At 60.8% G+C, this 20,161-nt stretch carries 17 protein-coding genes and 3 tRNA genes; 12 read left to right on the forward strand and 8 right to left on the reverse strand.

All coding sequences use genetic code 11. From position 1 onward, the window contains the following. Positions 1-53: 53 nt before the first annotated feature. From H3028_RS15850 to H3028_RS15860, 3 genes are all read right to left on the reverse strand, one after another. Positions 54-1,646: a PAS domain-containing sensor histidine kinase gene (locus H3028_RS15850; protein ID WP_181298211.1), complete on the reverse strand. Its 1,593-nt coding sequence runs from the start codon at positions 1,644-1,646 to the stop codon at positions 54-56. After that, the gene (locus tag H3028_RS15855; protein ID WP_181298212.1) at positions 1,636-1,872 is read right to left on the reverse strand and encodes a PP0621 family protein; all 237 of its coding nucleotides are present in this window, start codon (positions 1,870-1,872) and stop codon (positions 1,636-1,638) included. The genes H3028_RS15850 and H3028_RS15855 overlap by 11 nt, the downstream gene beginning before the upstream one ends. 96 nt (positions 1,873-1,968) lie before the next feature. Then, on the reverse strand, positions 1,969-2,976 hold the full coding sequence (locus H3028_RS15860; protein WP_181298213.1) for an outer membrane protein assembly factor BamD: 1,008 nt from the start codon (positions 2,974-2,976) through the stop codon (positions 1,969-1,971). Between the two features lie 311 nt (positions 2,977-3,287). Between H3028_RS15860 and rluD the strand changes: the two genes are divergently transcribed. The 6 genes from rluD to H3028_RS15890 all read left to right on the forward strand — a co-directional run bounded on the left by rluD (position 3,288) and on the right by H3028_RS15890 (position 8,204). Next, entirely contained in the window at positions 3,288-4,262 is a 975-nt protein-coding gene (gene rluD / locus H3028_RS15865; RefSeq protein WP_181298214.1) for a 23S rRNA pseudouridine(1911/1915/1917) synthase RluD, read from the forward strand. A gap of 44 nt (positions 4,263-4,306) precedes the next feature. Beyond that, positions 4,307-4,993 (forward strand): peptidoglycan editing factor PgeF, encoded by a 687-nt coding sequence (gene pgeF / locus H3028_RS15870; protein ID WP_219920222.1) that lies wholly within the window; start codon positions 4,307-4,309, stop codon positions 4,991-4,993. Positions 4,994-5,174: 181 nt separating this feature from the next. Beyond that, positions 5,175-7,745, forward strand: coding sequence for an ATP-dependent chaperone ClpB (clpB, locus tag H3028_RS15875; protein WP_181298216.1), 2,571 nt, complete (start codon positions 5,175-5,177; stop codon positions 7,743-7,745). Positions 7,746-7,961: 216 nt separating this feature from the next. Continuing rightward, a tRNA-Asn gene (locus H3028_RS15880) sits at positions 7,962-8,037 on the forward strand. Between the two features lie 9 nt (positions 8,038-8,046). Next, positions 8,047-8,123 (forward strand) — tRNA-Pro (locus H3028_RS15885). A 5-nt stretch (positions 8,124-8,128) separates the two neighbouring features. Continuing rightward, positions 8,129-8,204: transfer RNA gene (locus tag H3028_RS15890), tRNA-Lys, on the forward strand. 163 nt (positions 8,205-8,367) lie between these two features. Here H3028_RS15890 and H3028_RS15895 read toward each other — a convergent pair. The 3 genes from H3028_RS15895 to H3028_RS15905 all read right to left on the reverse strand — a co-directional run bounded on the left by H3028_RS15895 (position 8,368) and on the right by H3028_RS15905 (position 12,353). After that, the gene (locus tag H3028_RS15895; RefSeq protein ID WP_181298217.1) at positions 8,368-9,663 is read right to left on the reverse strand and encodes an NAD(P)/FAD-dependent oxidoreductase; all 1,296 of its coding nucleotides are present in this window, start codon (positions 9,661-9,663) and stop codon (positions 8,368-8,370) included. Positions 9,664-9,719: 56 nt separating this feature from the next. Beyond that, positions 9,720-9,893 (reverse strand): DUF3094 family protein, encoded by a 174-nt coding sequence (locus H3028_RS15900; protein ID WP_181298218.1) that lies wholly within the window; start codon positions 9,891-9,893, stop codon positions 9,720-9,722. 165 nt (positions 9,894-10,058) lie between these two features. Next, positions 10,059-12,353 carry a DUF1631 domain-containing protein gene (locus tag H3028_RS15905; protein ID WP_181298219.1) on the reverse strand — a complete coding sequence of 765 codons (2,295 nt, stop codon included), beginning with the start codon at positions 12,351-12,353 and terminating at the stop codon, positions 10,059-10,061. 316 nt (positions 12,354-12,669) lie between these two features. Here H3028_RS15905 and nadC point away from each other — a divergent pair, with 316 nt between their 5' ends. Beyond that, positions 12,670-13,518 carry a carboxylating nicotinate-nucleotide diphosphorylase gene (gene nadC, locus H3028_RS15910; RefSeq protein ID WP_181298220.1) on the forward strand — a complete coding sequence of 283 codons (849 nt, stop codon included), beginning with the start codon at positions 12,670-12,672 and terminating at the stop codon, positions 13,516-13,518. 40 nt (positions 13,519-13,558) lie between these two features. On the opposite strand, the gene H3028_RS15915 is transcribed toward nadC, so the two are convergent. Continuing rightward, positions 13,559-13,990, reverse strand: coding sequence for a YhcB family protein (locus tag H3028_RS15915; protein WP_181298221.1), 432 nt, complete (start codon positions 13,988-13,990; stop codon positions 13,559-13,561). Positions 13,991-14,236: 246 nt separating this feature from the next. Between H3028_RS15915 and H3028_RS15920 the strand changes: the two genes are divergently transcribed. The 3 genes from H3028_RS15920 to zapE all read left to right on the forward strand — a co-directional run bounded on the left by H3028_RS15920 (position 14,237) and on the right by zapE (position 17,583). Continuing rightward, positions 14,237-14,866 (forward strand): alpha/beta hydrolase, encoded by a 630-nt coding sequence (locus H3028_RS15920; protein ID WP_181298222.1) that lies wholly within the window; start codon positions 14,237-14,239, stop codon positions 14,864-14,866. A 108-nt stretch (positions 14,867-14,974) separates the two neighbouring features. Next, positions 14,975-16,333, forward strand: a complete 1,359-nt coding sequence (locus H3028_RS15925) for a tryptophan--tRNA ligase (RefSeq protein WP_181298223.1) — start codon at positions 14,975-14,977, stop codon at positions 16,331-16,333. Positions 16,334-16,488: 155 nt separating this feature from the next. Further along, positions 16,489-17,583: a cell division protein ZapE gene (gene zapE, locus H3028_RS15930; protein WP_181298224.1), complete on the forward strand. Its 1,095-nt coding sequence runs from the start codon at positions 16,489-16,491 to the stop codon at positions 17,581-17,583. Positions 17,584-17,636: 53 nt separating this feature from the next. Here zapE and H3028_RS15935 read toward each other — a convergent pair whose 3' ends face one another. Then, positions 17,637-18,629 (reverse strand): GlxA family transcriptional regulator, encoded by a 993-nt coding sequence (locus H3028_RS15935; RefSeq protein WP_181298225.1) that lies wholly within the window; start codon positions 18,627-18,629, stop codon positions 17,637-17,639. 171 nt (positions 18,630-18,800) lie between these two features. Between H3028_RS15935 and nfi the strand changes: the two genes are divergently transcribed. Together nfi and ampD are read left to right on the forward strand one after the other, a co-directional pair. Further along, complete coding sequence (nfi, locus tag H3028_RS15940) at positions 18,801-19,529, forward strand: deoxyribonuclease V (RefSeq protein ID WP_181298226.1); 729 nt, start codon at positions 18,801-18,803, stop codon at positions 19,527-19,529. 72 nt (positions 19,530-19,601) lie between these two features. Beyond that, a complete protein-coding gene (ampD, locus tag H3028_RS15945) occupies positions 19,602-20,153 on the forward strand; it encodes a 1,6-anhydro-N-acetylmuramyl-L-alanine amidase AmpD (protein ID WP_181298227.1) in 552 nt (183 codons plus the stop codon). The last annotated feature ends 8 nt before the right edge of the window (positions 20,154-20,161 follow it).

Consider the following 20,161-nt stretch of genomic DNA (forward strand, 5'->3'; position numbering starts at 1 on the left):
CGTGCTTTGTACCGCGACCGTGCCGATGTGTGACCCGTGCCGCCTCGATAGGCTCAGCTCAGCTTGCGCGGATGTGCAAAAACGATGCGAAAGCAACTGCCGCCTTCGTCTCGCTCACGATAGTCCAGGCGAGCCTGATTGCTTTCACACAGCTCGCGCGAGATATAGAGGCCCAATCCGGTGCCCTTGTTCTCCGTCGTGAAAAAGGGTTCGAAGATATTCTGCAGCTGCTCGGGCGGCACGCCCGGGCCGTCATCAAGTACTTCGAGTACAGGCAGATCGCTGGCCTGGTCACGGAATACCTGTAGCCATACCTGCGCCTGCCCATGTGTCTGGCCACTGTAGCGCAGGCCGTTCTGTACCAGGTTGGTCAGTACCTGGATCAGCTGATTCGGGTCCATGCGGGTTTGCAGTGAACTGCCCCGGGTTTCCACATGCACGCTATGGGTAGGTGGCAGCGAACTTCGAAATTCGCTGGCGAAGCGATGCACCCAATATTTCAGGTCCAGCAGCTGCGGTTCGGCCTGGCGTCGACGTGACAGCTGCAGCACGTTTTCGATGACCAGGTTCATGCGCCGCGAATGATCCTGAATGATCTGCGTCAGCCGCAGATCGGCCGCGTCCAGTACCTCGGATTCCTGCAGCAGTTGGGCGGCGTGGCTGATGGCGCCGAGCGGATTGCGAATCTCGTGGGCGATGCTGGCGGTCAGTCGACCGAGCGAGGCGAGCTTGAGCTGCTGGGCCTTCTGCGCGATCTGCGAGATGTCTTCAAGAAATACCAGGGTGTCCTGCTTTTCTCCATGCTGCAGTGTAGCGAAGCTCGGCTGCAACGTGGCGCCGTTGGGCGTTGCCTTGAAGTTGCGAGGGCGCAGGGTTGGATTGTCGCGCCACAGCTGCAAGCCCTTGATCAGCTCAGGGCAGCGGGGCGCCAGTGGCTCGCCGGTCATTGCTTGTTGGCCGAGCAATTCGAGAGCACCCTGATTGGCGAGCAACACGCGTTCCTGAGTGTCGAGCACGAGGATCCCGGTGCGCATTCGCTGCAGGATCTGCGCGTTCAGCGCCTCAAGATTAGCGACTTCTTCTGCGCGTTGGCGGGCCAGACTTTCGCTGGCCTGCAGCCGTCGCGTCAGGCCTTGCACCAGCAGCGCAGCGGCGAAGCATAGCGTGCCGAGCGCTGCTGCCTGGACATACTGACGGCTCGCATTGGTGTCGCTGTAGCTGAGGTAGAAGGTCACGTAGATGAGGCCGGTCGCGGCAACCGCAGCGATGAAGAAGCCGATGCGTCCATGCAACAGGATATTGGCGATGGCGACCGCGACAATCAACAGGTTGCCGATTCCACTGGGTGTGCCGCCCGCGAAGTAGAACAGCGTCGAGAGCAGCGTGACGTCCAGCAGCGCGAGGGCCAGAACCGGCAGTTCCCGCTTCGGGCTCTGCAGCAATACGGCGATAAGGGTGTTGAGGATCAGATAGAGCCAGGCGCCGTAGTGAAACGCCGCCGGGTTGATCATGCGCATCAGGTCGTTATGCAGATCGCTGCTGATGAGCAGAACCAGCACCAGGCCGATCGCGACGCGATACAAATGGTAAAGCCGGAGGATTCGACTACCTTGGGAGCCGAGGAACGTCAGACGTTCAGTTGCCACCCGACTTGCTGCCCTGTTCCAGGTGGGCCTGACTGCAGTACCACCGCTCATGGCTCTGCAGCGCCTGCTCGCGTGGCAGGTGGACGCCGCACTGAGCGCAGCGAACCGTCATTACGGTAGTCTCCTGCGGTTTGCTGGACGACGTGGGCTTGCTTGTCAGGCGACGCCAAAGCCAGAACGCTGCGGCAATCAGAATGATCCAGAACAACAGACGAAACAGACCCATATTTTACTTCCTGGCTAAGCCATGCGGGCTTGCCGGTCTGGCAGGCTCCGTGTGGTAATACACCCTGATCGATGGATCCTGACGCCGGGCGTTATTTCAATCGAACAGGCCGAAAGTCAGGTAGCTCCACCAGGAGCGGCCTTCGTCTTGCTGTTCGTTCTCCGCTTCGGCTTCTGCTTCCCTCAGCACGGGGCGCAATTCATCGGGTAGATCACGGGCGGCATTCTCATACTGACGGACCACGTCGCGGTTGGATTGTGAGCGGTCCGGGGTCTTGTTTTCCGTCTCGATCAGCCCGAGCGTGGCGCGGGACAGCCAGCCACGGTTGTCAGTTTCCTGCTGGCGTGGCACGAACTCGCCTTCTTCAAGGCTTGGATGTTCCGGGTAGTTGAGCTTGAGCGTTTCCAGACTGGTGCTGGCAAGGTCATCGAGCCCAAGGCGTTGGTAGGCTTCGGTCATCACCGCGAGACCATCGCCGACTGTCGGCGTGCCCTGGAAGTTCTCGACTACGTAGCGCCCGCGGTTGGCGGCGGCAACATAGGCCTGACGACGTAGATAATAGTCGGCGACATGAATCTCGTTGGCGGCCAGCAGATTGCGAAGGTAGACCATTCGCGCTTTGGCATCCGGCGCGTAGCGGCTGTTCGGAAAGCGTGTGGTCAGTTGCGCGAACTCGTTGAACGAATCGCGCGCGGCACCCGGATCACGCTTGGTCATGTCCAGCGGGAGAAACCGTGCAAGCAGCCCGCGGTCCTTGTCGAAGGAGGCCAGCCCCTTCAGGTAATAGGCGTAGTCGACGCTGGGGTGTTGCGGATGCAGGCGGATGAAGCGCTCGGCGGATGAGCGCGCGGCGTCGGCCTCGGTGTTGCGGTAGTACGCGTAGATCAGCTCCAGTTGCGCCTGTTCGGCAAAACGGCCGAAGGGATAGCGGGACTCCAAGGCTTTCAGTTTGTTGATGGCGCTGGTGTAGCTCTTATTGTCCAGGTCGGCCTGCGCCTGCCGGTACAGTTCCGCTTCGCCGAGGTTCTCGCTAATGGTTTCGTTGGACGAACAGGCAGCGGTAAGGGCGAAAATGGCGATCAGCAGCAGGTGTTTCACTTGCATGGCGGCTTGCGTCCCTGTGACGGCTGGCTGTCTCGCGCTGAGCCGTCCTGTTATGATGGGCGCCCCGGCTGGCCGGGACAAAGACGCCGTATTTAAACACAAGCGTGTTGCCGAAACCAAAGGCTCCACCTGTGCCGCCATCAATGGGATGTTCGCCTCCGGTAAGCGGCCCGGGCGGCAGCCCAGCCTGTGGCATGCCAGTCGGTCCTGAAGCATCGCGTCATTCGCGAATGCCACTGGCAAACGCCTGCCACCCCGGCCGTGGGCCGCATTGTTGTCTCTTCCTCCTAATTTATGAAGCGCTCTTAATTATGTCCACGATCACCACTCAGGCCATTCATCTCCGCGCCGAGGTGCCGTTCGACCTCGGCGGGCAGCGCCTCGATCAGGTCGCGGCTCAGTTGTTCTCGGAGCATTCCCGCTCGCGCCTGTCGGGCTGGATCAAGGAGGGGCTCCTCACCGTCGACGGCGCCGCGTTGCGCCCCCGTGACACGGTGCATGCTGGCGCGATTCTGGAGTTGTCCGCTGAGCAGCAGGCGCAGGGTGAGTGGGTGGCGCAGGATATTCCGCTGGATATCGTCTTCGAGGACGAGCACATCCTCGTCTTGAACAAGCCGTCCGGCTTGGTGGTGCACCCCGCAGCCGGGCATGCCGATGGCACGCTGCTCAACGCTCTGCTACATCACGTGCCGGACATCGTCAATGTGCCGCGCGCCGGCATCGTGCATCGCCTGGACAAGGATACGACCGGCCTGATGGTCGTTGCCAAGACGCTGCAGGCACAGACGCGGCTGGTCGAGCAGCTGCAGGCGCGCAGCGTCAGTCGCATCTACGAGGCCATCGTCATCGGCGTGATCATTACTGGCGGTACGGTCGACGCACCCATCGGGCGCCACGGTCAGCAGCGCCAGCGCATGGCTGTTGTTGAAGGTGGCAAGCCTGCCGTCAGCCACTATCGGGTGCTTGAGCGCTTCCGTTCGCACACCCATGTTCGGGTCAAGCTGGAGACCGGTCGCACGCATCAGATTCGCGTGCACATGACGCATATCGGCTATCCACTGGTGGGCGACCCGCTGTACAGCGGGCGGTTCCGAATCCCGCCTGCGGCGAATCCAACCATGGTGCAAACGCTGCGCGATTTCCCCCGTCAGGCTCTGCATGCGCGCTTCCTTGAGCTGGATCATCCGATCAGCGGTGAGCGGCTGAAATGGGAGTCGCCATTGCCGGATGATTTCATCTGGTTGCTGACGTTGCTGCAGCAGGATCGCGAGGCGTTCGTCGGGTGAGTGGCTGGCCTGACGATTGGGTCCTTCCCGACTGGCCTGCACCTATGGGGGTGAAGGCCTGCGTCACCACGCGCCAAGGCGGGACGAGTCAGGCCCCTTTCGATAGTTTCAACTTGGGCGATCACGTGAGCGATGCCCCGGAAGCGGTGGCTGTTAATCGGCAGCGGTTGCAGCAGGCGCTCGGTTGCCAGCCGGCCTGGATGAGCCAGGTCCATTCGAGCACCGTTGTGGAAGCCAGCCCGCAAGACTGCCCCACCGCGGATGCCTGCTGGACAGGCGCGAGAGGTGTTGGCTGTGCCGTGCTGACCGCTGATTGTCTGCCGGTGTTGTTCTGCAACCTCGCCGGGACCCGGGTGGCGGCTGCGCATGCCGGCTGGCGCGGGCTGGCGGCTGGCATACTGGAAACGACCGTGGCCGCAATGGAAACACCTGGGTCCCAACTGATGGCCTGGCTCGGTCCTGCCATCGGGCCAGCGGCATTCGAGGTCGGCGCCGAGGTGCGCGAGGTATTCGTTTCACGCCATGCCGCGGCGGTCGGAGCCTTTGCCCCCAGCCGCAACGCCGGCCGTTACATGGCCGATATCTACCAGCTTGCCCGGATCCGTCTTGCTGCCTGCGGCGTCTCTGCCGTGTTCGGTGGCGGCTTCTGTACTCTGGGTGACCCTCGTTTCTATTCCTACCGTCGCGCCGCTCGTACCGGACGCTTCGCAAGCCTGATCTGGCTTGATTGAGCAGTAGATCCGCATCGATAGCTCGCGGACTCGTCAGCCCGCGCCAGCGAATCGCCTGAGATCTGGATCAATGCCATCCGGCTTGAATCTCCAACAATCAACCTCATCTAAGTTCCATCTCGCAGGCTTTTGTCGAGGTGCGATTGATTGCGCCGGCCTGCCTAACCAGAAAGGTGATTACATGCGTATCGATCGTCTGACCAGCAAGCTACAGCTTGCGCTCTCCGATGCCCAGTCCATCGCCGTGGGCCTTGATCATCCATCTATCGAACCGCTGCATCTGATGCAGGCGCTGCTCGATCAGCAGGGCGGCTCAATTAGGCCACTGCTGATGCAGGTGGGCTTCGATATCAACGGCTTGCGCCAAGCGCTGACCAAAGAGCTGGATCAGCTTCCCAAGCTGCAGAATCCCACGGGCGATATGAACATGTCGCAGGAGCTGGCGCGCCTGCTCAATCAGGCCGACCGCCTGGCGCAGCAGAAGGGTGATCAATACATCTCCAGTGAGCTGGTCTTGCTCGCGGCGCTGGACAGCAGTACCCGTCTGGGCAAGCTGCTGCTGGCGCAGGGCGTCAGCAAGAAGGCGCTGGAGAACGCCATCAGCAATCTGCGCGGTAGCGATGCGGTGAACGATCCCAATGCCGAGGAATCGCGTCAGGCATTGGACAAATATACCGTCGACATGACCAAACGGGCTGAGGACGGCAAGCTCGATCCGGTGATCGGCCGCGATGACGAGATCCGTCGGACTATCCAGGTACTGCAGCGGCGTACCAAGAACAATCCAGTGTTGATCGGTGAGCCCGGCGTCGGCAAGACCGCCATCGTCGAAGGGCTGGCCCAGCGCATCGTCAATGGCGAGGTGCCGGACGGGCTCAAAGACAAGCGCCTGCTGGCGCTGGACATGGGCTCGCTGATCGCTGGGGCCAAGTTTCGCGGCGAGTTCGAAGAACGCCTGAAGGCGGTGCTCAACGAACTGAGCAAGCAGGAAGGTCGGGTCATCCTGTTCATCGACGAATTGCACACCATGGTCGGCGCCGGCAAGGCCGAGGGCGCCATGGATGCGGGCAATATGCTCAAGCCAGCCCTGGCCCGTGGCGAGCTGCACTGCGTTGGCGCCACCACGCTCGATGAATATCGCCAGTACATCGAAAAGGATGCAGCGTTGGAGCGGCGTTTCCAGCGCGTGCAGGTCGACGAGCCGAGCGAGGAAGACACCATCGCCATCCTGCGCGGCCTAAAGGAACGCTACGAGGTGCACCACGGTGTCTCCATCACGGACGGCGCGATCATCGCGGCGGCGAAGCTCTCGCACCGCTACATCACGGACCGGCAGCTGCCGGACAAGGCAATCGACTTGATCGATGAGGCCGCCAGCCGTATCCGCATGGAAATCGACTCGAAGCCGGAGGCGCTGGATCGCCTTGATCGGCGCTTGATCCAGCTGAAGATCGAGCGTGAGGCGCTGAAGAACGAAGACGACGAGGCGACCAAGAAGCGCCTGGCCAAGCTCGACGAGGAAATCGTCAAGCTGGAGCGCGAATATGCCGATCTCGAGGAGATCTGGAAGTCAGAAAAGGCTGAGGTGCAGGGCTCCGCGCAGATGCAGCAGAAGATCGAGCAAGCCAAGGCCGATCTGGAGGCGGCGCGGCGCAAGGGCGACCTGGCGCGGATGGCTGAGCTGCAGTACGGCATCATCCCCGATCTCGAGCGCAGCCTGCAGATGGTCGATCAGCACGGCAAGACCGAGAACCAGCTGTTGCGCAACAAGGTGACCGATGAGGAAATCGCGGAAGTCGTCTCCAAGTGGACGGGTATCCCGGTCTCGAAGATGCTCGAAGGCGAGCGCGAAAAATTGCTGAAGATGGAAGACCTGTTGCACCAGCGGGTAATCGGCCAGCACGAGGCGGTGGTTTCGGTCGCCAATGCGGTGCGTCGATCACGCGCCGGGTTGGCCGACCCGAATCGGCCCAGTGGTTCCTTCCTGTTCCTTGGCCCGACCGGTGTGGGCAAGACCGAGCTGTGCAAGGCGCTGGCAGAGTTCCTCTTCGATACTGAGGAGGCGATGATCCGCATCGACATGTCCGAGTTCATGGAGAAGCACTCGGTGGCGCGTCTGATTGGCGCGCCTCCAGGTTACGTGGGGTACGAGGAGGGCGGTTACCTGACCGAGGCCGTGCGTCGCAAACCGTACTCGGTGGTGCTGCTGGATGAGGTCGAAAAGGCTCACCCAGACGTATTCAACATCCTCCTGCAGGTGCTCGAGGATGGGCGCCTGACCGACAGTCACGGGCGTACGGTGGATTTTCGCAACACCGTGATCGTGATGACGTCGAACTTGGGGTCGAGCCAGATTCAGGAACTGGTGGGCGATCCAGATGCGCAGCGTGCAGCAGTCATGGATGCCGTAAGCAGCCATTTCCGGCCGGAGTTCATCAACCGCATCGATGAGGTCGTGGTCTTCGATCCGCTGGCGCGCGAGCAGATCGCGGGCATCGCTCAGATCCAGTTGGGGCGCTTGCGGCAACGTCTGGCGGAGCGCGACCTAAGTCTGGAGCTCAGCGATGAGGCCATGGATAAGCTGGTTGCCGTTGGTTACGACCCGGTCTATGGCGCGCGGCCGTTGAAACGCGCTATTCAGCGCTGGATCGAGAACCCGCTGGCCCAGAACATACTGTCTGGTACGTTCGAGTCGGGTTCATCCATCGTCGGAAGGGTGGAGGGCGAAGAGATTCACTTCGCCAAAGCCTGACCAGGCTTGCGGGGCCGTCAGACGGGACGGCCCTGGGGGCCGTTCCGGTAGGGGCTTCGCTGTGGTTCGGTGCGAAGACCGGGTCCACTCGCAACGCATTGTAGTAAATCGTGTTTTTTCTGTTGACAGGCGCGCCGAGAACCGTAAAATGGCGCGCCTCTGAGGGGGGTTTGCAAAGCGACACAGCAAGCCACCCAAGGAGCTGGAAATGATAGTTCCGCGATAGCTCAGTCGGTAGAGCAAATGACTGTTAATCATTGGGTCCCAGGTTCGAGTCCTGGTCGCGGAGCCAATTTCCAATCGGGGTATAGCGCAGTCCGGTAGCGCGCCTGCTTTGGGAGCAGGATGTCGGGAGTTCGAATCCCCCTACCCCGACCAATTTTGGGTCGTTAGCTCAGTTGGTAGAGCAGTTGGCTTTTAACCAATTGGTCGTAGGTTCGAATCCTACACGACCCACCAAACAGCCTTGCAAAAGGCGCAAGAAACCGGAAGATCCGAGCGGATCTTCCGGTTTTTTATTGCCTGAATTTTGTCAGACACTGCTGCTCGTCTCGTCACATGTCTGCAGATTGTTCTGCCAGCGCCTTTCCTGTTCGGAGAGACGCTACTTAGATGTGCCCGGTCAGTGCAGCTTGAGGCGGGGCACCGTGCTGGTGCTGATCTTGTCGCCGATCATCATCAGTGCAGTGCGCGCAATTCCATACAGTGCGATCTGATGCATCCGGTACAGCGAGACATAAAACATCCGTGCGAGCCAGCCTTCGAGCATGACATTGCCGGTGAGGTTACCCATTAGGTTACCGACCGCGGAAAAGCTCGACAGGGAAATCAGGGAGCCGTAGTCGCGGTAACGGTAGCTGGGCAGGCTTTGGCCTTCTAGCCGTCGCGCAAGCGACTTGGCAAGCAGCGAGGCCTGCTGGTGCGCGGCCTGCGCCCGTGGTGGAACGTTGCGGTCGCTGTCCGCCTGCGGGCAGGCGGCGCAATCGCCGAAGGCGAATATGTTCTCGTCTCGGGTGGTCTGCAAAGTTGGCAAAACTTGCAGTTGGTTGATCCGGTTGGTCTCTAGTTCGTCTAGCTCATGCAGGAAGCTCGGCGCTCTGATGCCGGCTGCCCATACCTTAAGCGTGGCCGGAACGAAGTCGCCGCTCTTGGTGTGCAAGCCTTCTTCGGTGACCTCGCTCACAGCGGCGTCTGTGAGTACGGTTACGCCCAGGTCGCGGAGCGTCTGATGTACCGGCTGGCCGATGCGCTCTGGCAGCGCTGGAAGAACCCGGGGGCCTGCTTCGATGAGAGTGATACGGACATTTTCCGGCTTGATGCCATCCAGGCCATAGGCGGCGAGTTCGCGTGCGGCATGGTGCAGTTCCGCTGCCAGTTCGACGCCGGTCGCGCCGGCGCCAACGATGGCCATTTCAATGGTGCTGTGGTGGCCCTCGGTGGCGTGGGCGCGCATGTAATGGCTGAGCAAGCGGCGGTGGAAGCGTTCAGCCTGCTCACGCGTATCGAGAAAAATGCAGTGCTCAGCCGCGCCCTTGGTGCCGAAATCATTGGTCGTGCTGCCGACCGCTATCACTAGCGTGTCATAGTTGAGCGTGCGGGCTGGTACCAGCTCGACTCCATGCTCGTCGAACGACGCAGCTAGATGTACGCATTTGCGTTCACGTTCCAGGCCGCTCATGCGGCCCATCTGGAACTCGAAGTGATTCCATTTGGCTTGGGCAACATAGTTGAGCTCATCGGCGGACGAATTCAATGACCCGGCCGCCACCTCGTGCAGGAGCGGTTTCCAGATATGGGTCAGATTGGCGTCGATCAGTGTGATGCGGGCCTTGCCGCGTTTGCCCAGGGTTCTACCCAGTCGGGTGGCGAGCTCCAGGCCGCCGGCGCCGCCGCCGACGATTACGATGCGATGTGTCATGGAATGAACTCATAAGGCTTTACGGAATTCGATCAGGCGCCGAGAGGAGGGGCTATTCATAGCACTAGGCGACTCAGGAGGCGGCTCAGCAGGCCCAGGCCGACAACCACTGCCAGCACCAACACAAGAAGCAGCCAGGGCCGAAAGGGACGGCGCTCGACTTGGTGCTGAGGCGTGCTGAGGTATTGGTCAACGCGTTTTTGGTCTTCGGGATTCAGGCGGCTAGGCATACGCACCTCGAAAGGGGATGCAGGCATTCTAGCGGTGCGGTGGCAAAAGCCAAGCGTGGCAGCCGCTGATGGCGGCTACCGGCGGAGCAGAACGAGGCGAAATGGACATCTCTGTTGGGGGAAGCGTTGCGGCATGAAGAGCGCTGGCTCCTGCATGCCTAAGCGTTAGCGACCGCTGTGCTTCAGGCTGCGGAGGTTTCCGATTACCGACTCCAGCGCGCGGTCGAAAAGCAGCGCGTCGTTGAGCAGGCGTATGGCGCCGCGACGGAACTCGATAGCCAGTCCCATCCGGGTCTTTTCCAGGACTTTCATGCCGGTGCGGTTAACGAAGATGTATTTGCCCGTGGGCTTGATCACAGCGGCCAGTTTGCAGCGGAGCTTGTGATCCTCGTCCTCTTGGAATTCAACCCAGCTGCCGACTCGCAGGTTGTCTACCTGAGTCAGTGCTTCATCATTGTCGGCCAGGTTGATTTCGGGCTCCTGCTCGCGGCTTTCACCCGGAGCCAGCAAGACGATCTCTTCATTAACTTCGACCATCGCTGGGGAGATGGGGTCATCTGCCTCATCCTCACGCGGAGGTAGCTCCAGCTTCTGCTCGGTGACGATCTCCCCGCGAGCAAGGGGGGCGTTGGTCGGGGCAGGCTGGGTCGGCTGGGTGAGCTGCTGCAGCGTCTGGACATGCAGCGCTTCGAGTCGAGTGAAGAAGTCACTTGTGGAGAACGGGTCAAACGCCGCGCTGACCAGTCCCTCACGAAGATTTTTCAGCAGGCTCGGAACCAGTTCCAGCAACTGCGCGCGGGACTCGGGGTCGTCGTGTGGCGTGACGCTCCAAATAAGGTCATCCATCGTTCCGAGCGCGGCTTGCCATTGTTCGGACTGCGTGCCGTGTTTCAGGCAGGTCAGCAACAAAACCTTGCTCCATGCCTCTTGCAGAAGCCGGACGACCACTTCCGGAAGGGTCTTGCCGAGCAGGCGCTGATTGAGTGCATGCTCGACTTCTTGACGCGCCATTTCAGCCTTGGCCCGTCCTTCTTCGGCATCCCGCGTGCGTTGTTCAAGCAACTCGCTGCGGCGACGCTCATCGCCCGTGAAGGCGAGGAAATCGGCAAGCAGCTCAGAGAAGATCGCCGGGTCATCTACGAAGTCGTTCAGCAGGCGAGACACGACCTGCTCGATCTTCTGATACAGGCTGTCGCGTTGGGCTTCGTCCTGCTCACCCCATCCCATGGCAGCCGATGCGATCTCATTGAGCAGGCGCCGGGCCGGGTGGCTGCCGCGGCTGAAGAAGGTTTTGTCCAGAACGGCGACTTTCAATACCGGGATCTGCAGGCGACCGATCAGTGCCTTGAGCGAATCGGGCAGGGTGCGGTCGTCGAGGATGAACTCGAACAGCATCGACACCAAGTTTATGACGTCTTCGTCGACTTCGCCGACCACACGTGATTTACCGCTCTTGGCGCTGACCCGCTGCAGGAGCTGCTCGAGCTGGCCCGGCAGATCGTACTCATTAACCTGCTGGGGAGCGCGTGATTGAAGATGCGAGAGCAGCCGCATCAGGTCGTTGCTAGAGATCGGGACGGCATCGTTGGGCAGATTACGGGCGGGCAGTACGCTGCCACGCAGCTCGGAAAGCAGTGCCTGCAGTGCGGCAAACGCTTCATGAACGCCATCGTCGGCGTATGCCGACGATTCACTGACACCTGTTCCCGCTCCTGATCGCGGTGCGCTGCTTCCCGTCGCAGCTGAACGGCTCGGGGAGCGGCGCGGCATCGCCGACTGCAGTTCTGGCAGGATGCCCGCAGCGACCAATGTCTGGTTCGATTCGGCGTAGAGCTGTTCGAGATCCGTGAGCACGTAACGCTCGAACAGCTTGAGAATGATCAGCTTGACCTTGATTTCGACGCCCAGACTGCGACAGGCCTCGAGGAAGTATTCGCACAGCTGCTGGGGGCTCAGTGGATTGTTCTTGTCGTCCAGCTTTTTGCTTACCAGCACATTCATGCGAGTGGTGAGGTGGCTGAGCGGTTGGCTGGCGCGGCTCATCACCTTGGCGACCATGGTGTCGATCGCGACCGATTCTTCCAGTTCGTCGTTTTGTACCAGCGCCAGGCTGTCAAATGACGCTTCCGGTTGCGCGGGCTTGCCTATTTCGTACTGATTGAGCTTGGCGAAGGATTCGAAAACCTGTTGCAGGAAGCCCCGCTCGATACCGCGGCGCTTCATGCGCAGGTCGCGCATGGCTTCAAAGAAGGCGTTCTGCTCGGCATTGCTGGTGGCGCGATCAGCGATCTCGAAGAGCGAGTCATCGGCGTTGTCGAACAGTGTCTGCAAGGCCAGGCGCAGCTGTTGAGCCGCTTTGTCACGCACGCTGATGAGCGCGACAGGTAGTCTACCTGCCGGCGAGGTCGGCTTTTGCTCAGGGGTGGCCTTCAGGTGCACCACTTTCGCATCGGTTCGCATCGAGAACTCTCCGGTCGCCTGCAATATTCAAGCGCTCAACAACGCGTAGCATGCCGCTGATCAGGGGCGGGGGCAACGGCTTGGCAATCATGGCAAGGTGCCGCCATTTCAATGGCGCCAATTTCTGACGCCATTATATGCATCTTGTTCATTAGCCTAGCGCGGTTTTGTTTTGGACATGACGCAGCTCACAGATACTTCTCGGGATCCTACAGGCGGTCGTCGTTGACAGAGTTGTCAGCGTCGTCCCAGGCCCATGTGCTGCCAAGCTTGTCTACGTCTTATACTCTCGCCCCGAATTCAATGGGAGCTCGTCGTGGCCAATATCACCCTAGCGGATCTATCCGCCGAAATTGAAACCAATGTACGCAAAGCGCTGGCTGAGGATGTCGGCACGGGTGACATCACGGCGCAGCTGATCCCGGCCGAGCGGCTTGGCCATGCTACTGTCATCACTCGCGAGGCGGCGGTCATTAGCGGCACGGCCTGGGTCGACGCGGTGTTTCGACAGTTGGACCCGCGTGTTGCGGTGCATTGGCAAGTGGTCGATGGGGAGCAGGTTGCCGCCGATCGCGTTCTGTTTCATCTCGAAGGTCCGGCGCGTGCGTTACTTAGCGGCGAGCGCGCGGCGCTGAATTTCCTGCAGACGCTATCGGGTGTCGCGACCCGCTGCCGATACTATGCCGATCTTGTCGAAGGCACCGGTGTGCGACTGCTCGATACCCGCAAAACCATTCCCGGCTTACGCCTGGCGCAGAAGTACGCAGTCACCTGTGGCGGCTGCCATAACCATCGGATCGGTCTGTACGATGCCTTCCTGATCAAGGAAAACCATATCGCGGCTTGCGGCGGGATCGCCGAAGCCGTTGCGGCCGCTCATCGCATTGCACCGGGCAAGCCAGTGGAAGTCGAGGTAGAAAGCCTCGCGGAGCTGGAGCAGGCGCTGTGCGCCGGTGCTGATGTTGTAATGTTGGATGAGTTGAGTCTGGCTGACATGCGCACCGCAGTCGGTATTGCGACTGGTCGGGCGAAGCTGGAGGCGTCCGGCGGGATCGATGATGAGACGCTACGCGCGATCGCTGAAACCGGCGTGGACTACATTTCGATCGGTGCCCTGACCAAGCATATCCGGGCAATCGATCTATCGATGCGCCTGAAGCAGTAGCGCAACGGGGGGCGGCACTCAAGCGTGCCGCCGCGATGACTCAATGCCTGCTTTTCAGCCCGAAGTTCTCATCCAGCGTGCCGGGGACATCGGCATCCTTGGGCGCATAGTCTTTTGGCGGCTCGGTGAACGTCGGCGAATTCAAGCGCTCCCGGTGGCTATGGGATTCTTCGCTGTGCAAGGCGGCGAGCAAACGTTGCCGGGTCTGCTCATCGAGCGCGAGCTTATCGGCGCCTTCGGACAGATGATTCTGCATGTCCTGGTAGCTGTTGGTCAGTTTACGCAGCAGGCTGGCGGTGGTGTTGAAATGCGTAACCACCTCGCTCTGATAGGCATCGAGGCGCTCCTGCAAGTCATCCACCTGACGCTGCGTGCTGCTTGGTGCGCTGTTGCGCGCAATCAGATAACCAATGACGATGCCGGCGATCACGCCGACGATCGGGAGCAACCAGGTCGCGAGGGTCTGTTCCACGAGTACTTCCTCTAAATAACGGCTGTGCTGTGCAGCAGCGAAAAATCTTGCGGTGTTGGTCGGGCAGGGCGGCTGTCGAGCCAGAACACAGCTGACCCCCGGGTTCTGCACCGTCTTATACGGTGGTTTTCCCACGGCCTGATACGTTAACGTCTCGTACCTGCCCTGTATACCGCAACGCGATATGGCGATCACTAGCAGGTACGAGCAAGACGAGTCGACGAGCCCCAAGGTCACGGAGTTACTTTGTTGAAACGTGAAAACCCCATATCCATCGCAGGTCCCGCCGGTGTACTGGAGGGTCTGCATTTCGATCTGCCCGATGCGCGCGGTTTGGCGCTCATCTGTCATCCCAATCCGGTCAAGGGCGGGACCATGCTCAACAAGGTGGTCTCGACGCTTCAGCGCACGGCTCGCGATGCGGGCTACACCACGCTTCGCTTCAACTATCGCGGCGTCGGCGGCAGCGCCGGTAGCCATGATATGAACACTGGCGAGATCGACGATGCCGAGGCTGCGCTGCGCTGGTTCCAGACGCAGCACCCTGGGCTGCCGGTGACGCTGTTGGGCTTCTCCTTTGGCGGCTTCGTTGCGGCGGCGCTGGCAGGGCGGCTCGAGGCGCGTGGTGAGACGCTGGAGCGGTTGTTCATGGTAGCGCCGGCAGTTTCGCGGCTGGCTGACCAGCCATTGGCGGAGCGCTGCACGTTGACCATCATTCAACCCGACGAGGATGAAGTCATTGACCCCGCTTCAGTGCATGGCTTTTCGGCCGGGCTCCAGCGCCCCCATGAGCTGCTGAAAGTGGCAGAATGCAGCCACTTTTTCCACGGCAAACTGGTCGAGCTGAAAGAGCTGGTCGCCCCGCGCCTGGGCTAGTTCGCTGACTCCCACGCGTGCCACGCCGCCAGGTCTGGCACGCGGCTGGCTAACGACACGGTCCGACCACAGGCTCGCCGCTCGCTCTGATTGAATCGAGATGATTGTATGAAAACCCGAATCCTCACCGGTATTACCACCACGGGCACGCCCCATCTGGGCAATTACGCTGGTGCCATCCGGCCGGCTATCGTGGCCAGTCGGGAAGCCGACGCCGACTCCTTTTATTTCCTCGCCGATTACCACGCATTAATCAAATGCGACGATCCGCAGCGTATTCAACAATCGCGTCTTGAAATCGCCGCCACCTGGCTGGCCTGCGGCCTGGATGCTGAGCGAGTGACCTTCTATCGTCAGTCCGACATTCCCGAGATCCCTGAGCTGACCTGGCTGCTGACCTGCGTTGCCGGCAAGGGCTTATTGAACCGGGCACACGCCTACAAGGCGTCGGTGGACAAGAATGTCGAGCTAGGCGAGGACCCGGACGCCGGCATCACCATGGGGCTGTTCAGCTATCCGGTGTTAATGGCGGCGGACATCCTCATGTTCAACGCACACAAGGTACCGGTCGGGCGCGATCAGATTCAGCATGTGGAGATGGCCCGCGACATTGCCCAGCGTTTCAACCACCTGTTCGGCAGCGGCAAGGACCTGTTCACCCTACCGGCCGCGCTGATCGAGGAAAGCGTGGCGACCCTGCCTGGGCTCGACGGGCGCAAGATGTCCAAGAGCTACGACAACACCATCCCGCTGTTCGCCAGCGCTAAGGCGTTAAAGAGCACTATCGCGCGCATCGTCACCGACTCGAAGCTGCCTGGCGAGCCGAAAGATCCGGACAACTCCCATCTGTTCACCATCTACCAGGCCTTCGCCACGCCGACGCAGCTGGCCGAGTTCCGCGCCGAATTGATCGGCGGGCTGGCCTGGGGCGAGGCGAAGCAGCGTCTATTCCAGCTGCTCGACGACGAGCTCGGAGAGGCGCGCGAGCGCTACCACGCGTTGATGCAGCGCCCCGGTGATCTGGAGGACATTCTTCAGGCGGGTGCTGCCAAGGCGCGCAAGGTCGCTACGCCGTTTCTCGGCGAGCTGCGCGAGGCGGTCGGGCTGCGTAATTTTCGCAGCGAAGCGCTGAGCACCGCGCCGGTCAAGAAGAAAGGCGGCAAGGCCGCTCGTTTCGCCAGTTTCCGGGAAAACGATGGCAGCTTCCGTTTCCGCTTTTTCGCCGCCGACGGTGAGGAGCTGCTACTTTCACGCCCGTTCGACGACCCGAAGGCAATCGGTATGATCAGCCAGCGCTTGATTGCTCAGGGTGTGGATGCGCTGGAACTTCGTGCTGACGAAGATAATCAATTCACCTTGTGGCTGGACGGCGAATGCATTGCCGACAGCCCTGGCTATGCCGATGAAGAAGCTCTGGAAGCCGCCATGCTGCGCCTGCGTCAGGCACTGGCGACACTTTCCGTGTAATCCCAGCAGAGGTTCGCCGATCGCTGCGCACCAGCGGACCCCTGCCGATCCCCTGATACCACCCGAGGCTCAAGCGCTTGAACGACCTGCGTAAATTGCCAACCACTGAGGGCGCGGCTAAAGTGTCGGCCCCGTTTCACTACCCAGACCCCGCCATGACCCCTCTTGAGCGCTATCAGGAAGACCTGAAACGTCCCGACTTTTTTCACGATGCCGCCCAGGAAACTGCCGTGCGCCATCTGCAGCGTCTGTATGACGACCTGGTTGCTGACGACCGCAGTAAGTCCGGCCTGCTCGGTAAGCTGTTCGGCAAGAAACAGCAGGAACCGGTGAAAGGCCTGTATTTCTGGGGTGGTGTTGGCCGCGGCAAGACTTATCTGGTCGACACTTTTTTCGATGCGCTGCCGTTCGAGCGCAAGACGCGCACCCACTTTCACCGCTTCATGAAGCGTGTGCACGAGGAAATGCGCACCCTCAAGGGCGAGAAGAACCCGCTCACGATCATCGGCAAGCGCTTCGCCGACGAGTCGCGAGTGATCTGCTTCGACGAGTTCTTCGTCTCCGACATCACCGACGCGATGATTCTGGCGACCCTGCTTGAGGAGTTGTTCAAGAACGGCGTGTGTTTGGTAGCGACCTCCAACATCGTTCCGGATGGCCTGTACAAGGATGGCCTGCAACGCGCGCGCTTCCTGCCGGCGATCGAGCTGTTGAAGAAACATACCGAAATCGTCAACGTCGACAGCGGCATCGATTACCGCCTGCGCGCGCTTGAGCAGGCCGAGCTCTATCACTTCCCGCTCGATGCCGAGGCGGAGCAAAGCCTGGAGAAGAGCTTTCGTAGCCTGCTGCCGGAGCAGTGCCGGGTGCAGGAGAACGAAGCGTTGATGATCGAGAATCGCGAGATCGTCGCGCGCAAGGCGGCAGGCGGCGTCGCCTGGTTTGAGTTCCGCGAGCTCTGCGATGGTCCACGCAGCCAGAACGACTATATCGAACTGGGAAAGATCTTCGACGCGGTGCTGGTTGCCAACATCGAGCGGATGGATGTCTCCAAGGACGACATGGCGCGTCGGTTCATTAACATGGTCGACGAGTTCTACGATCGCAACGTCAAGCTGATCCTCTCGGCCGAAGTCGAACTCAAGGATCTGTATGCCGGCGGGCGCCTGGAATTCGAATTCCAGCGCACCCTGAGTCGTCTGCTGGAAATGCAGTCGCACGAATACCTGGCGCGCCCACACAAACCTTGAAGAGGCAGCCTGAAGCTGAAGCTAAGCGCCCCATCCAGGCTAGCTTCCAGCTTCTAGCTGCCCTTATGCCTGTACTGCTGCCGGTACTGATTCGGCGATAGCTCGGTGTGCTGGCGAAACAGTCGAGCGAAGAAGCTGGCATCGTCGTAGCCCACTTCGTAGCTGATGGTCTTGATGCTCTTGCGGGTGGTGGAGAGCAGTGTCTTGGCTGTCTCGATGCGCAACCGCTGCAAATAGTGCAGCGGTTTGTCGCCCGTGGCCGCCTGAAACCGCCGCATGAAGTTGCGAATGCTCATGCCGTGGTCCCGCGCCACGTCCTCGAAGCGAAATTTTTCCGCGAAATGTTCCTCAAGCCACTCCTGAATCTGCAGGACGCGGGTATCCAGGTGAAGTTTCTGGCCGCCGAAGCCGATGCGTCCGGGGTTGTAGTTGCGCCGCACCTCGAAGAGCACATCACGGGCCATGCCCTGTGCGATGTGCGCACCGCAGAAGCGCTCGACCAGATGCATGTAGAGGTCGCAGGCTGAGGTGGTGCCACCTGCGCAGTACAGGTTGTCGCTATCGGTGAGATGCTTTTCCTGAGTGAAGAGCACACGTGGGAACCTTTCGGCGAATTCGCGGGCGAAGCGCCAGTGCGTGGTCCCTTCGCGCTCATCGAGCAATCCTGCTGCGGCCATCCAGAACGCTCCCGAGGCTTCGCCGCAGATGATGCTGCCGGCCGCGTGTCGCGCCTGCAACCAGGGTGCGACCTGCGGGTATTGCCGACAGAGCACGTCGAAATCGGCCCAGAACGCCGGCAGAATCACCGCGTCGGCATCATCCAGCGGCCCGTCTACCTCAATGCGAGGACCGCTGAAGGTAGTGACAGGCCGACCATCGGGGCTTACCAGTACAGTCTCGAAGGCAGGGGTTAGATCCAGGCCCAGTTGTTTGCCGTAGCGCAGGCTGGCCATGTGAAAGAAATCCTTGGCGTGCAGCAGGGTGGATGCAAATACCCCGTCAGTGGCCAGAATGCTGATACGTTTCAATGGTTGAGCGGTGGGCATGCCTTGTCTTCCGGTGACTCTGATTATTTTTGTAGGGCAAAGCAGGGTAAAACTGCCGTAGCCCGGCGGGAGCGTCTTATTTTTTGCCTTGACTGTCCAGTCATCCATCCGTCTAACACGGCGGAACCGCTCAAGGCGCCGCCTATCTGAACAAGGACAGAGAGGACTTCCATGATTACAAACACACCGCAGCCTAGGTCCGAAGCCTTCAGCGGGTGGGATGGCAGTCCCGCCGCCGCCCGAGAGATGCAGAAACAGCTGGCCAGCAAGGTCGTACTGAAGGATGACTTTGGGCCGCTACGGCTGATCGCTGGGGTCGATGTCGGCTTCGAAGAGGGTGGCAAAATTACCCGCGCGGCGGTCGTACTGCTCGATGCCGACACCCTTGAACCGCTGGAGCAGACGCTGGCGCGGATTCCGACCAGCATGCCTTATATCCCCGGACTGCTGTCCTTTCGCGAGCTGCCTGCCGTGTTGCAGGCGCTCGACTCGCTCGGGCAGACGCCGGATCTGATCTTCTCCGACGGGCACGGTATCGCGCACCCGCGGGGCCTCGGTATCGCCGCGCATCTGGGCGTCATTACCGGCCTGCCAACCATCGGCGTTGCCAAGAAGATCCTCACCGGCCAGCATGATGCGCTCGGCGAGCGGCGTGGCGATCAGGTTGATCTGCTGGACAAGGGCGGCAAGCTTATCGGCACCGTACTGCGCAGCAAGGACAAGGTTCGGCCGCTGATCATCTCGCCGGGCAATCGGGTCAGTCTGGCGACTGCGCCGCTACTTGTGATGCGCTATGTCACGCGCTATCGCCTGCCGGAGCCGACGCGGCTGGCCGATCGCCTTGCCTCGTGCCGCGATGAAAAGCGCGCCGACAGCCAGCAGGCCATGGATCTCGAATAGGCAGGCAAGCTTGCAGCCGGCCGCCCGCAGGCGCTAGCCTGCAAACCCGCAGATTACCCAGGTGTCGCCCCGATGCAGCTGGATCATGCGACAGGCTGGTGCCGAGGCATTCATCACTGTCCCTCGCCCAACTTCAACCAGCGTCCGGATGGCGAGATTTCGCTGTTGGTCATCCACAACATCAGCCTGCCGCCTGGATGCTTCGGGACCGGCAAGGTTCAGCAATTCTTTCAGAACTGCCTTCCCACAGACGAGCACCCTTTTTTCGAGGAGATCGCGAGTCTGCAGGTGTCGGCGCATTTCCTCATCGAGCGTGATGGCGCGATTACCCAGTTCGTGTCTTGTCTGGATCGCGCCTGGCACGCCGGAATCTCGCGCTTCGGTGAGCGTGAAAGCTGCAATGACTTTTCCCTCGGTATCGAACTCGAAGGCACTGATGAGGCACCCTACAGTGAGGCTCAGTACGACAGTCTGATTCGCCTCTGTCAGGTGCTTCAGCAAGCCTATCCGGCGATTACGCCCGAGCGGGTCCGTGGCCACAGCGATATCGCGCCGGGGCGCAAGACCGACCCGGGCCCTGCGTTCGACTGGCAGCGTCTGCGCTCGACCTCGATCGTTGTCTGAAACCGCCC

This window comes from Pseudomonas sp. Q2-TVG4-2 (genome assembly GCF_013620795.1).
Lineage (GTDB): Bacteria > Pseudomonadota > Gammaproteobacteria > Pseudomonadales > Pseudomonadaceae > Stutzerimonas.

Bases quoted from the DNA above. Each gene is read 5' to 3' on its own strand.
- H3028_RS15935 (WP_181298225.1), bottom strand. From the start codon at position 18,629: ATGCCCACCGCTCAACCATTGAAACGTATCAGCATTCTGGCCACTGAC.
- H3028_RS15895 (WP_181298217.1), bottom strand. From the start codon at position 9,663: ATGACACATCGCATCGTAATCGTCGGCGGCGGCGCCGGCGGCCTGGAG.
- pgeF (WP_219920222.1), top strand. From the start codon at position 4,307: ATGGGGGTGAAGGCCTGCGTCACCACGCGCCAAGGCGGGACGAGTCAG.
- H3028_RS15855 (WP_181298212.1), bottom strand. From the start codon at position 1,872: ATGGGTCTGTTTCGTCTGTTGTTCTGGATCATTCTGATTGCCGCAGCG.
- clpB (WP_181298216.1), top strand. From the start codon at position 5,175: ATGCGTATCGATCGTCTGACCAGCAAGCTACAGCTTGCGCTCTCCGAT.
- H3028_RS15905 (WP_181298219.1), bottom strand. From the start codon at position 12,353: ATGCGAACCGATGCGAAAGTGGTGCACCTGAAGGCCACCCCTGAGCAA.
- nfi (WP_181298226.1), top strand. From the start codon at position 18,801: ATGATTACAAACACACCGCAGCCTAGGTCCGAAGCCTTCAGCGGGTGG.
- H3028_RS15925 (WP_181298223.1), top strand. From the start codon at position 14,975: ATGAAAACCCGAATCCTCACCGGTATTACCACCACGGGCACGCCCCAT.
- H3028_RS15900 (WP_181298218.1), bottom strand. From the start codon at position 9,893: ATGCCTAGCCGCCTGAATCCCGAAGACCAAAAACGCGTTGACCAATAC.
- rluD (WP_181298214.1), top strand. From the start codon at position 3,288: ATGTCCACGATCACCACTCAGGCCATTCATCTCCGCGCCGAGGTGCCG.
- ampD (WP_181298227.1), top strand. From the start codon at position 19,602: ATGCAGCTGGATCATGCGACAGGCTGGTGCCGAGGCATTCATCACTGT.
- H3028_RS15860 (WP_181298213.1), bottom strand. From the start codon at position 2,976: ATGCAAGTGAAACACCTGCTGCTGATCGCCATTTTCGCCCTTACCGCT.
- zapE (WP_181298224.1), top strand. From the start codon at position 16,489: ATGACCCCTCTTGAGCGCTATCAGGAAGACCTGAAACGTCCCGACTTT.